The sequence below is a fragment of the Gammaproteobacteria bacterium genome (genome assembly GCA_021648145.1).
Classification (GTDB): domain Bacteria; phylum Pseudomonadota; class Gammaproteobacteria; order JAADGQ01; family JAADGQ01; genus S141-38.
In genome coordinates, this window is sequence record JAKITI010000003.1 from 46,128 (window position 1) to 59,259 (window position 13,132).

At 43.0% G+C, this 13,132-nt stretch carries 14 protein-coding genes; 10 read left to right on the forward strand and 4 right to left on the reverse strand.

Annotated features, from left to right (window positions below; all coding sequences use genetic code 11):
* Genes fliF through fliJ form a run of 5 tightly spaced genes read left to right on the forward strand, consistent with a single transcriptional unit; the run spans position 1 to position 5,192 of the window.
* The gene (gene fliF / locus L3J70_02500) at positions 1-1,653 is read left to right on the forward strand and encodes a flagellar M-ring protein FliF (protein MCF6235242.1); all 1,653 of its coding nucleotides are present in this window, start codon (positions 1-3) and stop codon (positions 1,651-1,653) included.
* Positions 1,653-2,657, forward strand: coding sequence for a flagellar motor switch protein FliG (gene fliG / locus L3J70_02505; GenBank protein MCF6235243.1), 1,005 nt, complete (start codon positions 1,653-1,655; stop codon positions 2,655-2,657). Before fliF ends, fliG begins: the two co-directional genes overlap by 1 nt.
* Complete coding sequence (locus L3J70_02510) at positions 2,647-3,393, forward strand: flagellar assembly protein FliH (protein MCF6235244.1); 747 nt, start codon at positions 2,647-2,649, stop codon at positions 3,391-3,393. The genes fliG and L3J70_02510 overlap by 11 nt, the downstream gene beginning before the upstream one ends.
* The gene (gene fliI, locus L3J70_02515; GenBank protein MCF6235245.1) at positions 3,386-4,768 is read left to right on the forward strand and encodes a flagellar protein export ATPase FliI; all 1,383 of its coding nucleotides are present in this window, start codon (positions 3,386-3,388) and stop codon (positions 4,766-4,768) included. The genes L3J70_02510 and fliI overlap by 8 nt, the downstream gene beginning before the upstream one ends.
* Positions 4,755-5,192, forward strand: coding sequence for a flagellar export protein FliJ (fliJ, locus tag L3J70_02520; protein MCF6235246.1), 438 nt, complete (start codon positions 4,755-4,757; stop codon positions 5,190-5,192). Before fliI ends, fliJ begins: the two co-directional genes overlap by 14 nt.
* A gap of 78 nt (positions 5,193-5,270) precedes the next feature.
* On the opposite strand, the gene L3J70_02525 is transcribed toward fliJ, so the two are convergent.
* On the reverse strand, positions 5,271-5,543 hold the full coding sequence (locus tag L3J70_02525) for a type II toxin-antitoxin system RelE/ParE family toxin (GenBank protein ID MCF6235247.1): 273 nt from the start codon (positions 5,541-5,543) through the stop codon (positions 5,271-5,273).
* On the reverse strand, positions 5,536-5,775 hold the full coding sequence (locus tag L3J70_02530) for a CopG family transcriptional regulator (protein MCF6235248.1): 240 nt from the start codon (positions 5,773-5,775) through the stop codon (positions 5,536-5,538). Before L3J70_02530 ends, L3J70_02525 begins: the two co-directional genes overlap by 8 nt.
* A gap of 168 nt (positions 5,776-5,943) precedes the next feature.
* Between L3J70_02530 and L3J70_02535 the strand changes: the two genes are divergently transcribed.
* Positions 5,944-7,641, forward strand: coding sequence for a methyl-accepting chemotaxis protein (locus tag L3J70_02535; protein MCF6235249.1), 1,698 nt, complete (start codon positions 5,944-5,946; stop codon positions 7,639-7,641).
* Here L3J70_02535 and L3J70_02540 read toward each other — a convergent pair.
* Entirely contained in the window at positions 7,631-8,029 is a 399-nt protein-coding gene (locus L3J70_02540; GenBank protein MCF6235250.1) for a hemerythrin family protein, read from the reverse strand. The two genes, L3J70_02535 and L3J70_02540, sit on opposite strands and share 11 nt — an antisense overlap.
* Before the next feature lie 235 nt (positions 8,030-8,264).
* Between L3J70_02540 and L3J70_02545 the strand changes: the two genes are divergently transcribed.
* A complete protein-coding gene (locus tag L3J70_02545) occupies positions 8,265-8,636 on the forward strand; it encodes a group 1 truncated hemoglobin (GenBank protein MCF6235251.1) in 372 nt (123 codons plus the stop codon).
* Between the two features lie 21 nt (positions 8,637-8,657).
* The gene (locus tag L3J70_02550; protein MCF6235252.1) at positions 8,658-9,626 is read left to right on the forward strand and encodes a 2Fe-2S iron-sulfur cluster-binding protein; all 969 of its coding nucleotides are present in this window, start codon (positions 8,658-8,660) and stop codon (positions 9,624-9,626) included.
* Here the strand turns inward: L3J70_02550 and L3J70_02555 are convergent.
* Complete coding sequence (locus L3J70_02555; protein ID MCF6235253.1) at positions 9,623-10,705, reverse strand: HPP family protein; 1,083 nt, start codon at positions 10,703-10,705, stop codon at positions 9,623-9,625. The two genes, L3J70_02550 and L3J70_02555, sit on opposite strands and share 4 nt — an antisense overlap.
* A 156-nt stretch (positions 10,706-10,861) precedes the next feature.
* Between L3J70_02555 and L3J70_02560 the strand changes: the two genes are divergently transcribed.
* Both L3J70_02560 and L3J70_02565 read left to right on the forward strand, forming a co-directional pair.
* A complete protein-coding gene (locus tag L3J70_02560; protein ID MCF6235254.1) occupies positions 10,862-12,130 on the forward strand; it encodes a methyl-accepting chemotaxis protein in 1,269 nt (422 codons plus the stop codon).
* A 40-nt stretch (positions 12,131-12,170) separates the two neighbouring features.
* Positions 12,171-13,127, forward strand: a complete 957-nt coding sequence (locus L3J70_02565) for a hypothetical protein (GenBank protein ID MCF6235255.1) — start codon at positions 12,171-12,173, stop codon at positions 13,125-13,127.
* Positions 13,128-13,132 lie beyond the last annotated feature (5 nt).

Here is a 13,132-nt window from a genome sequence, read left to right on the forward strand (position 1 = left end):
ATGGCTGAAAATAAAACGGGTGGCCTGATTGCTTTTCAGGGGTTGAATAAACTTCCTGTATTACGACAAATTGGTTTGATGGTCGGGCTGGCGGCGAGTGTTGCCATTGGCGTTGCTGTTGTGCTGTGGTCGCAATCACCAAACTATCAGCAGCTTTATAGCGGTCTGTCTGAAACTGATATGGTGTCTGTGACGGCTTCACTGCAAGGTAGTGGTGTCGATTTTAAGATGGTTCACTCTTCAGGAACCGTTTTAGTGCCCTCCAACCAGTTACAGAAACTGAAGTTGTCGATGGCATCTCAAGGCCTGCCTGCGGGTAAGATGACAGGGTTTGATATTCTGGATCAAGAACAAAGCTTTGGCACCAGCCAGTTTATTGAAAAAATACGTTATCAACGGGCGTTGGAAGGTGAGCTGGCAACAACGATTTCATCCATGCGTAATGTTCAATCCGCACGCGTTCATTTGGCACTCCCCAAGCAGTCTGTTTTTGTTCGTGACCGAAAGCCCCCTTCGGCTTCTGTTTTTGTGAATTTAATTTCAGGGCGTAGCTTATCTAAAGATCAAGTGGCAGCGATCACTCATTTGGTGGCTTCAAGTGTGCCGGATTTAACCAATGAAAATATTAGTGTGACCGATCAAAAAGGGCGGCTGCTTAGTAATAAACAGCAGTCACCCGATATGAAGATGAACTCGGATCAGTTTGAATATAAGCATCGTCTGGAAAACTATTACGTCAAGAGAATTGAGGAGATTATTTCACCCATGGTGGGGATTGAAGGAATCCGGGCTCAAGTCAGTGCAGAGCTTGATTTTACCGTTATTGAACAGACTGAAGAGCGCTTTGATCCTGATCAACAAGCGATTCGCAGCGAACAAATTACTGAACGCCAAACACAAGGCCGAGAAAATGTTGGCGGTGTGCCTGGAGCGCTCTCGAACCAACCCCCGGAAGAGGCCGTTTTGGAAGATGGAGCCGTGGGTGCGGTTGGAACCGCTGTGGGGGCAGGAGGCGGTTCTCTGAATTCAAGTCGCCGCGCAGTTCGGAATTATGAAATCAATAAAAAAGTGAGCCATACGCGTAATCCAAGCGGAACCATACAGCGTCTTTCGGTTGCGATACTGGTTGATGAACGCAGCACCACTAATGAGGAGGGTGTTGTTGAAAGTCACCCATTAAGTGAGAATGAAATAGCCAATATTACAACCTTGGTCAAAGAGACGATTGGCTTTGATGAGGCTCGGGGAGATCGTGTGAGTGTCGTCAATAGCTCTTTTTATGTGCCGGAGGCTGTGGTCATTGAAGAGCCTGGGCTTATGGATAACCCGGCTTTAATGGAAGGTGGTAAGCAGTTACTCGGTTGGTTGATGGTTTTGATTTTGATTTTTGGAGTGTTACGGCCTGTATTACGCTCTTTGGCTGAAAAAGGTGTGGCACCACCACCTGCACTCGCTGTTGCAGCACTTCCTGATGGAGGTGGTGGTAGCAGCAGCTTGCCCGTTGGAGCACTGGAAAATAAAGCGGGGGCTGGAGCCTCTCAAAAAGAGCTGTCTCCAACTGCTTTGGATCATAATATGATAGCCGCAAAAGCGATTGTTGATCAGGATCCTAAACGAGTCGCACAAGTTATGAAAGAGTGGATCTCTGAATAATGGCGGATGAGGCATTAAGTTCATTAGAAAAGGCTGCCGTTTTATTGCTTTCCCTTGGTGAAGAGAGTGCCGCTGCGGTGATGAAGTTTTTAGGGCCTAAAGAGGTTCATAAAATTGGCTCGGCGATGGCTGAAATGAGAAAGGTCAGTAAACCTCAGGTTGAGCAGGTCATGGATAGCTTTTTGGTGGCTGTTGGTAATGAAACTTCCATTGGCATGGGTGCCAATGATTATGTGCGTAAGGTGCTTGTTTCAGCGCTGGGAGAAGATAAAGCGGGTAATTTGGTTGATCGTATTCTGATGGGCTCTTCAGTCACTGGGCTTGAGCAATTAAAATGGATGGATTCACGCTCTATTGCAGAGATTATTCGTCTGGAGCATCCGCAGATTATTGCGATTGTGCTGGCCTACCTTGATTCTGATCAGTCGGCAGATGTGCTGGCGCAGTTTCCTGACCGTGTTCGAGAAGATGTGCTGATGCGAGTCGCTGCGCTGGATGGTATTCAACCTGCCGCCCTTCATGAGTTGAACATGATCATGGAGAAGCAGTTTTCAGGAAGTAATAACGTAAAATCTTCGGCGTTGGGTGGGGTAAAGTGTGCGGCGGATATTCTTAATTTTGTAGATGGTAGTGTTGAAGAGCAGGTATTAAATCATATCAAAGAAGTAGATGAAGATATGGGGCAGCAAATTCAGGATCTCATGTTTGTTTTTGAAAATCTGAAAGAGCTGGATAATCGAGGCTATCAAACATTACTACGTGAAATTTCAACAGACTCCCTGATTTTGGCGTTAAAAGGAGCCGATGAAGAGATTAAAGACAAGTTTATTGGAAACATGTCAAAGCGTGCCGCAGAAACTTTACGTGAAGATTTAGAGGCGAAAGGTGCGGTGAAGTTAAGTGAGGTGGAGACTGCACAAAAAGAGATTTTAGGGATTGCCAGACGTTTGAGTGAATCAGGTGAAATAAGTTTGGGTGGTAAGGGGGAAGAGCTTGTCGGGTAATCATAAAAAGCCGGCTTCCCGCTTGATAACGGCTGAAGGTTTTGGCTCCGTTCAGCGCTGGAAACTTCCTGCTGTGGGCGGTGTTCTTGTTGAAAGCCCTGAAGATGAATCTAAACTTTCTATAAATAAGCTGCAGATAAAGTCGAAAAACAGTCGTTCTCAAACGGCTCATAAACCTGTCACGGTGGGGCAAGTTGAAGAGATCCATAAGCAGGCATATCGAGAAGGGTTCGAGTCAGGTAAAAAAGAGGGGTTTGAAAAAGGAAAAAAAGAGGGGCGTGATCTCGGTTCCAGGCAAGGAAAGGCTGAAGCCAAAGAAAAAATTCAACAGTTTGAAAGTATTCTTCAAACACTCAGCAAACCACTACTGCAGCTAGACGATGCAATTGAGCAGGAGCTGCTATCTCTGGTTATGGCGATTGCACGACAAGTGATTCGCCGTGAGTTGAAAACAGACCCCGGACAAGTGATTGCCGTGGTTCGAGAAGCCGTGGGTGCTTTACCGTTAGCGGATGCAAAAGTGCGTGTTTTTCTTCACCCTGAAGATGCTGCCTTGGTACGTGAAGCACTGACGATGCCTGAAGATGAGTATGCTTGGCAAGTTGTGGAAGATCCCGTGTTGTCACGCGGTGGTTGTAAGGTGGTGACAGAGACATCTCAGGTGGATGCGAGCCTGGATACGCGTCTGGCTGCACTCGTGAGCGGTGTTTTTGGGGAGGGTCGCCAAAGTGATTGAAACTGCTGACCGTCGAATTCGGTGGCGAGAGCGCCTGAACCAATGCCGAAAGCGAATACAAAAGGTGCCTTCACATGTTGTTGAAGGTCGCTTGACACGCATGGTGGGTCTTACGATGGAAGCTGTCGGTGTTCAAGCGGCAGTAGGTGAACGTTGCCTAATACGTGATTCACTAGGGCGAGCCATAGAAGCGGAGGTGGTCGGCTTTTCGGGGGGAAGCACTTATTTGATGCCGACAGAGCATGTTAGTGGTGTGGTTCCAAATTCCCGCGTGATTCCCACGGGGCGTGTGAGTGATGTTGCGGTCAGTCATGAGTTGTTAGGGCGTGTGTTGGGGGGCGACGGTGAGCCACTTGATGGCAAAGGGCCTTTGAAATCAGAGCGGCGTGTGTCACTGACAGGGTGCCCAATTAATCCGTTAGAACGTGACCCTGTGCGTACGCCTCTGGATGTCGGCGTGCGTGCGATTAATGCACTGCTAACAGTCGGGCAAGGGCAGCGCATGGGGTTGTTTGCTGGCAGTGGTGTGGGTAAAAGTGTGTTGCTGGGAATGATGACGCGTTTTACCAAGGCTGATGTCATTGTGGTCGGTTTGATCGGTGAGCGTGGCCGTGAAGTTAAAGAGTTTGTCGAAAATATTTTAGGTAAAGAGGGGATGGCGCGAGCCGTTGTGATCGCCGTGCCTGCAGATCAATCGCCCTTGAAACGATTGCATGGTGCGATGTTGACAACAAGTATTGCAGAGTACTTTCGTGATCAGGGGCTTCAGGTTTTAATGTTAATGGATTCACTCACACGTTATGCGCAAGCGCAGCGTGAAATCGCTCTGGCGGTGGGCGAGCCGCCTGCTACAAAAGGTTATCCACCTTCAGTATTTGCCAAGCTGCCTGCATTGGTTGAGCGTGCGGGCACAGGGGGTGCAGGAGGGGGCGCTATTACCGCATTTTATACCGTTCTTACCGAAGGGGATGATCCGCAAGATCCCATTGCAGATTCAGCACGCGCTATTCTTGATGGACATATCGTACTTTCACGGAAAATTGCAGAATCAGGTCAATATCCTGCGATTGATATCGAAGCATCAATCAGTCGGATTATGACAGAAATTGTCACGCCAGAGCATCAGCAGCAAGCACGCCGTTTTAAACAAATCTATTCAACTTACCAGCAAAATCAGGATCTTATTAATGTGGGCGCATATACAAAAGGCAGTGATCCACATATTGACGAATCAATTATCTACCAACCTCGCTTACGCTCTTTTCTGGAGCAGAATATTTACGATGTGGTGGATTATGAAGCAAGCATGCAGGAGCTGTATAAATTAATGCAATCACCGCAGCCAGAGAAAATGAGTCAGCATGAAAAAGTCTAAACGATTATCAAAAATTGCATCATTGACAGGGCATCAAGAGCGTCAAGCTGCGGAGGGTGTTGGTGAAGCCAAAAATGTTGTTGATGAACGTAGTTTGCGCCTGAGTGAGCTGGAAAACTATCGTGATGAATATATTGCTAATTTTCAATCAAAGGTCGGTGGTGTGCTGAATGTGAATCAATTAAAGGATTATCGTGCATTTACTGCCCGTTTAAATAGTGCAGTTGAACAGCAAGGGCAGTTGTTAGAGCAGAGTCAAAATATTTTAGAAGAAAAAAAGAGAGCGTGGTTTATTATACGTAATAAATATCAGTCTATTGAAAAAATAGCGGAGCAGAGCCGTGATGCTGAACAGTTTGATGTAAACCGCCAGGAACAAAAAGAGAGTGATGCCAGAAGCCGTATATCTGAGCCATTCTATTAACAGGAATAAGCACCGCTTTAAAGTGAATCTCATAGTCAATACAGGCAAGTAAATAACATCGTGATTATATGTTTTTCCCTACCTGCCATAAGAGTTTTTTCTGTGTTTGAAATCGACTATAAATACGATAACCTTCTGGTTGTCTATCAGATAAAATAGCCTGTAGTTGCCTATCCTGTATCGATAGTAGCCCTCGAATTCTCCTTTTAGATTTTTAATGTTTGTTCCAAAAAATGGGTTGTTTCGTAATTGTGGATAGACAATTTGTTTGATTTTTTGATACAGTTTTTCATCAATTTTTTTCTTGGTTTTTTCAAACACCTTTGTTTCAGCGATTTTGAATTCAGACAATGGTGTAATCACCTTTTTTGATATCCTTCAAGCCACTTCTCAAGTTTGAGAGAAGTTCTGAGTCGCTGAGTATCTGTTTCATCTCTTTGTCATCGACATAGCTTTCTGATGTTAAATATTGCAATGTTGCGAATTCAATAAAGTTTGAAAGGTTTCGCCGTTGCCCGTCGGCTGCCATTTTTATCATTTGATAGATATTGTCATCAACTCTAAGTGTGACTGTTTTAGACATAATGTTCCCCGTCCTTTTTGAATTAATAATGTTGCTGTTGTATTCAATTTTATTCAAATGAATTCGCCAAGTCAAATATAGTGGTGTTAATAGATTTGTAAATTTCAAGCAAATCAATTGATCGCCGATATTGCTTGAAAGATTGTAAATTAATAGGGAAATATGGATATGAAATGGAATAAGTTAGGCTTGTTATGGCAAATGATGATCCCTGTGTTTGCTGTTTTTTTTATTGGTATTATTGTGACTGTATCGCTTATTCCTGGGCAGATTGAGCGCAATGTGATTGAAACGGCGATACAATCATCAGAGCAGACCGTTCAGCAGTTCAAAACACTGCGTAAATATTATGCCGACTATGTCGTTCAACCTGTTAAGGGCAGTGGTGATATCAGTGTGGCTATTGATCATAAGCAGAACAATAAAGCCATTCCACTTCCAGCGACGATGATTCATGATTTAAGTGAACTGTCTGCAGGTGAAGGTGTGACTGTAAAACTTTACAGCGATTTTCCTTTTCCAAATCGGGCATCACGCCAGCTCGAAGCGTTTGAATCAGATGCCTGGAGTGCCATCACTCGTAACCCAGATGAAACCTATAGTAAACGAGATGTTATTGACGGCAAGCAGGTGCTTCGAGTTGCCATTGCAGACAAAATGGCTAGCAAAGTCTGTGTAGGTTGTCATAACAGTCATCCACAAACACCTAAAAATAACTGGCAGCTGGGGGATGTGCGCGGCATCCTTGAGGTCACGACCGTCATTGATGACCAACTCTCTTCTGGAGCACTTATAAGTAAAGAGGTTTTACTGTTATTGCTTGGAGTTCTGGCGATTTCGATGCTTGCAATATATTTTGCCTATAAAATGACAATTGATCGGCGTTTGAGTGAAATAAACCGAGCCATGAGCAGCTTGGCACAAGGGTATAGTGATCTTGATAGTCGGATGGATAGCTCTGGTAATGATGAAATCAGTATATTGGCTAAAAATTTCAACAGCTTTATAAGCAAACTTCAAGAGCTGATTCATGGAGTAGCAAATTCGAGCTCTAGTGTAGAGATTGCTGCGAGTGAAATGTCTGATTTGGCTAATCAATCCAATCAAAAAATTTCACAGCAAAAAAATGAAACGGATCAAGTCACCTTTGCGGTAGAAGAGATGGCAACGGCTGTTCAGGAGGTCGCAAGTAACGCGGCGACCGCAGAGAGTGCAGCGAGTAGAGCGCATGATGAAGCCGTAAATGGACAGGCTGTCGTTGCAAAAACAATCGCTTCAATTAATTTGTTGGCTGGTGAAGTGGAAAAAGCCTCTGATGTGATAAAAACGCTTGAAACAGAGAGTGAGTCAATTGGTTCTGTGTTGGATGTAATAAAGGGCATTGCTGAGCAAACGAATCTGTTAGCGCTGAATGCTGCAATTGAAGCCGCACGTGCGGGAGAGCAAGGACGAGGGTTTGCTGTGGTGGCCGAAGAAGTTCGAACATTGGCGAGCCGTACACAAGAATCAACGCTTGAAATACAAGATATGATTGAGCGTATTCAGGCCAGCGCAAGAAGTGCTGTAAGTGTGATGAATGGTGGAAGTTCACAAGCAGGTGAGAGTGTGCAGCAGGTGGCGATGGCTGAAGTGTCGCTAAAAGCCATTATGAACGTTATTAATGAAATTCATGAAGTTAACGCAGGAACTGCAAGTGCTGCAGAGCAGCAGAGTGCGACTGCGGAGCAAATTAAAAACAGTATTGTCGCAATCGGTGATATTGCAGGACAAGCGACTATGATGGCAGAGAAAACTGCACAAGGCGGTGGGAAATTGGTTGATTTAACAAAGGAGCTTAATACAAAATTTGACCACTTCAAGTCATAGAGTCGAACCGCTGTATAAATTGAGCGGTGATGGAATCCATTGTATCAACATGTAGATAAAACCAGGGTGTGACAGTATCAGAAATGTATTTTTCCAAGGCTTCTCTGTCATGCCTGTTGTCCCAGTCAATGACAGCACTTTTCAGTGAATCTATAACCTGATCATGTTCACCCTTATGCATTGGGTATGGTGGAAAACTGATACGTTGCATCTCACACTCTTCATGTGAAAAATGTTCACAGGTATGCTCAACTAGTTTAGTTAGAAGTTCACTTATTATTTTATTGGAATCATTTTTCAATGCTGTATTGAGCTGGGTTAATTGCTCAACGAATTCAGCATGGTCTTTGTTCATAAAATCAATAGCGACAGTGACTGGAAGCTGCATATAGGTAACCTGGAATTTGTTTTTACTGTAGATTATTTTAGATATACATCTAATTTTTAGTTGGGTCAAGGTTGACATTTTTTCATTGTAATAAAAAGATGTATTTAAAATACTTCTCTAAAGAATTTTGGTAAGATGCCGAATGCGTAGGTGCTTTGATAAGGGTCTAATGCATATTAAATGTTGAAGCTTTTTTTATTAATTTTAAAAGGGAAATAAAGAGATGGGTGGAGAAATGAGTAACAAAAGTTTGTTTGAAAAATTGGGTGGTGAAGCTGCGGTTGATGCAGCAGTTGATATTTTTTATCGTAAAGTTCTTGGTGATGACAGAATCAGTCATTGGTTCGAAGGGACTGATATGGAAAAACAGGCCGTTAAGCAAAAAGCTTTTCTGACCTATGCTTTTGGTGGCCCTAATAATTATACAGGAATGGATATGCGTAAAGGGCATGCTCATCTGGTAGAAAAAGGCTTGGGTGATAGTGATTTTGACGCGGTTGTTGAGCTTCTTGGAGCAACATTGAAGGAGCTGGGTGTTGCGGATGATCTCATTGCAGAAGTTGCTGCAACGGCTGAAACAACACGTAAAGATGTATTAGGCCGGTAAAAATAGAAAGGTCGCCGCACAATGTCTAGTGTAAGTTATGACGGTCAGGTTTATGAAGTTCTTGATGGTGAGTCTGTTCTTCAATGTTTACATCGCAATAGTGTGGCGATTCCCTCATCATGTGGGAATGGTATTTGCCAAAGCTGCTTGATGCGTGCAACGGAGGGTATGCCGCCTGAAAGTTCACAAAAAAATCTGAAAAAAAGTTTGAAAGAGAGTGGTTATTTTCTTGCCTGTATCTGCAAACCTGAAGGTGACCTTGAGGTCACTTTGGCTGGCGATGAAGTCTTTCATCGAACAGCGGTTCGTATTGTTGATAAATATCAAATGAATGGCCAAATTTTAAGGTTGCGTTTGGAGTGCCTTGAAGCGTTTGAGCACAAAGCGGGGCAGTTTATTAACTTACATCGACCCGATGGTTTGACACGTAGCTACTCTATTGCAACTTCACTGCCAGATAATATGCTGGAACTTCATGTCGAATATTTGCCAAATGGTAAAATGAGCGCCTGGATTCATGATGAGTTACAGGTGGGTGATCTACTGGAAATTGATGGGCCTCATGGCGATTGTTATTATTCACCCGATGATCAAGAACAAAATCTGCTACTGATTGGTACGGGATCAGGGTTGGCTCCATTAGTGGGTATTCTTCACGATGCGTTGGCACAAGGGCACCGAGGTCATATTCACCTGTTTCATGGAGTGATTGATGTCAGCAGGCTTTATATGGTTGATGAATTGTGCCAGTTAGCCGATGCACATAAAAATGTTTTTTATACACGATGCATTTCTGGGGATGTTGTACCCGAGGATTGTTATGCTGGGTTTGCCAATGCTGCGGCACTAGAGCAGTACACCAGTTTGACAGGTTGGCGACTGTTCCTTTGTGGTCATCCAGATATGGTGAAAGATAGCAGGAAAAAAGCTTTTCTTGCAGGCGCTTCATTGCAAGAAATTTTTAGTGATCCGTTTGAGTTTAGTCATTAATTTACACGTAGCTCACGAATTACATCTGTATGTGCCAATATTCCGACCAAACGCTGTTCATCGTTCAGTATGGGAATATGACGAATTCCTTTCTCTTTGAAAATTGAAAAAGCATGGGCAACAGGTTCGTTTTCTTGCAAAGTAATCACAGGCGATGTCATCAACTGCCCTACCACTTCAGGTTTAATTGAGGTCAGTTCGCCCATCTGTTTGGTCACTATTTTTAGGCGCTCCTCAATGCTTTTTTTATGATATTTATCGGCCTCTTTTATGAAATCACAGGCAGTGATGATGCCACTGATTCGTCCAGATTTATCAATCACTGGAATGCTACGTATTTTGTGTTCTTGCATGAGCCTCCATGCTTCATCCAGACTACTGCCAAACTCTACTGAAATAACAGGGTGAGTCATAATATCCTTGCAAGCCTTCGTTCCCAAATTGCGTTTATGAGCGAGCAGAGTTGCATTTGTATAAATATTGTTTAAATCTGTAATGGAAACATCTATATAAGCGTTGATCTCTTGCAGCGCCTTGTTTAAATCATCTTTTGAAAAAGGCAGCAGGTTTGGCAAGTCACTTTCTTTGCTCTCTTCGTCATCAAAAACAAAGGTTAACTCTTTTGTTTTACGTCTCTTGGCGAGTATCAGGCGTGTCAACCAGACTGCCACGGCCATAATTAACACATTCAGGCCAACAGGCACGAGTACGTAAAGATACCCCAAAGCATGAATTTGATCACCACCAACGACAGCAACCAATGCAGCTGCGCCTCCTGGAGGGTGTAAACAGCTCAATTCATGCATCACAAAAATAGCGAGCCCCACAGCTAAAGCACTGGCTAGAAACAGATCAGGAATCCATTGAGCACAGGTAACTCCCACAATGGCTGACACCAAGTGCCCGCCTACAAATGGCCAAGGCTGAGTTAATTGGCTATGTGGCGCTGCATAGAGTAGTACTGCGGCGGCTCCCATTGAAGCGACTACAAAAGGTAATCCAGCATCACCTACAAAGTGATGGCTAACCCATGTGACAAGACCAATGCCAATAATGGCACCTAATGAAGATAAGAACACTTCATCCTGGGATTGCCTGGCTGGTATTTCGCCAAAAACAAATTGTTTTAACCTTATTAGAAGATCCAATTGATGGCCTATACATTATGATTGGTTAAGTTATCGTCATTTGTTGCCGCAATTAAAACTATATTTAGAATAAATTGGGTGGAATTGGTGGCAAATTTTTTTATTAAGCCTGCCAGGATGGCGAATGCAGCATTTAAGTTTTTATCTAAGGTCGTACTGTTAGCAGCAATAATGCTGGGAAGTACGGCAACCTTGAGCTATTTGGTTAATAATCAATACCAGCAACAAATTAATATATTACAGAAAGATAACGCATTAGAAAAAGTTCAGGAAATTGAGAAAAAGCGCTTGGATTTACTTCTGTTTTCGGTGTTGATTTTTGCTCTGTTTATTTACATATTGACCGGTTATTACTCGGGTACTATGCGAGCTATTAATGATCTGAAAAGAAATAGTCAGGCGATTGTGGATGGTGAATTGTCACTGCATCTTAAATCAACAACGCATGATGAATTGGGTTCGTTATATGGCAGTTTAGAGACAATTTCTACAGAGTTTGAACGTGCCATCAGTGAAATTACAGAGTCAGCTGCTGAAGTGCAAAGTGCTGCATCTGAACTGTCAATAGCCGCTAAACGAGAAGTTAAAAACTCACAGCAACAGGTGCAATCTGTTTCTGCAATTACTTTGGCTATTGAGGCGGCTGCACAAAATAGCCTTGAAATCGCAGGTCAGGCAAAAGATGTTAAAACGGCGGTTGATCATACTGATCAGCTTGCGGGTGATGGTGGGGAAGTGGTTATTAAATCTATTGAAAGTATTCAGCAGACATTTGAATCTGTTGAAAATTCTGAGCGTTTATTAACAACGCTGGGAGAGCGCTCTAATGAAATCAGCAAAATTATTGAAGTGATTCAGGAAATTGCAGCACAGACCAATTTGCTTGCATTGAATGCAGCGATTGAAGCGGCGCGTGCGGGTGAGCATGGTCGTGGATTTGCTGTAGTTTCTGACGAGGTGCGTTCCTTATCTCAGCGAACCCATCAGGCAACGGCTCAAATTACCGGCATGGTGAGTACAATTCAGGAAGAAATTTCGAATAATATTTCCAGTATGGAAGCAGTTCATAATAATGTTGTGAGAGGTGTTGAGTGGGGTAATAAGGCAGGAGATCATTTGCAGCAAATTAGAATAAATGCGATGAATACGTCTAATGTGATGCATGAAATTACTGAAGCAATATTACAACAGAGCAATAAAACTCAAGAGATTGCGAAGCATATTGAAAATATTAACCAAGCCGCTATTGAAAATGGTGCAGCATTTGATGAAACATCAACAACAGCAGATTATTTGCAAACACTTTCTCAGCACATGGTTGATGTTATTCCAAATAATAAATCGTCGCATTCATAAATTCAGAAGTTGTCATGATTACTAAGTGGGGAAAGCAGTAATGATTTTAACTCTGTCCATAATAGTTGTTAGTGCCATTTTGGCGTTAACTATTACAACGATTCATTGTAAGAGGTCAGCCTTATTTATTCGGCATCAGCGCCAAGGTATTGGCGCTATTGGTGAAATTCGTAAGTTGATTGAGTTCATGCCTCAGCATCGAGGCATGTCTAACTCACTGCTTCTAGGTGATGACTCTTTTAAAGAAAAAATTATTGAAGTTCAAAATAAGGTAGACAAAAGTATTCAGGAAATTGATAAAACGGGGGATATTGAAGGAAAGTTACTGCGTTGGAAGATAATCAAAGCCGACTGGGTCTCATTAAAAAATTGTTATTCGGGTTTGTCAGCATCTAAAAGTTTTCAACAACATTCAGATTTGATCAATGAAGTGCTCTATTTAATTGTTGATGTTGCAAACGATTCGGGGCTTTACTTTCATGAAGATAAAAAGTGCCGGGATTTGACCGTCGGGCTATTTTATTATTTGCCGATGATGATTGAATTTGTTGCGCGTGCTCGTGGTGTGGGAGCCGGTGTTGCAGCACAAAACAGAGTAATCATATCTGCACGTATTAAACTTCAGTTTTTACATAAGCGGGTCAATAAAAGTTTAGAATCTATTCATTCAACGCTGGCTCAATCATTGGCGGATACCAGTTATCAAGGTCAATCACCTGAAGTACTCATTACTGAAGGCCTTCAGCCTACCTATTTCTTTATGCACATTCTGCAGGAAAATTTATTAGGCGAACGTGGAGTTGCGATCAGTTCCACTGAATACTTTGACGCAGGTACATCGGCAATATCAACGAGCTTTGAGCTGTTTGATACGTTAATACCTATTGTGAATGACTATTCAGATAAGGATGAAGTGAAACTGAAGCGGCAGATCAAATGGCTCTGGTTTTTTGGTTTTATTATCACTGGGGCAACTGCATTTTTTGTACTGATTTGATCGTT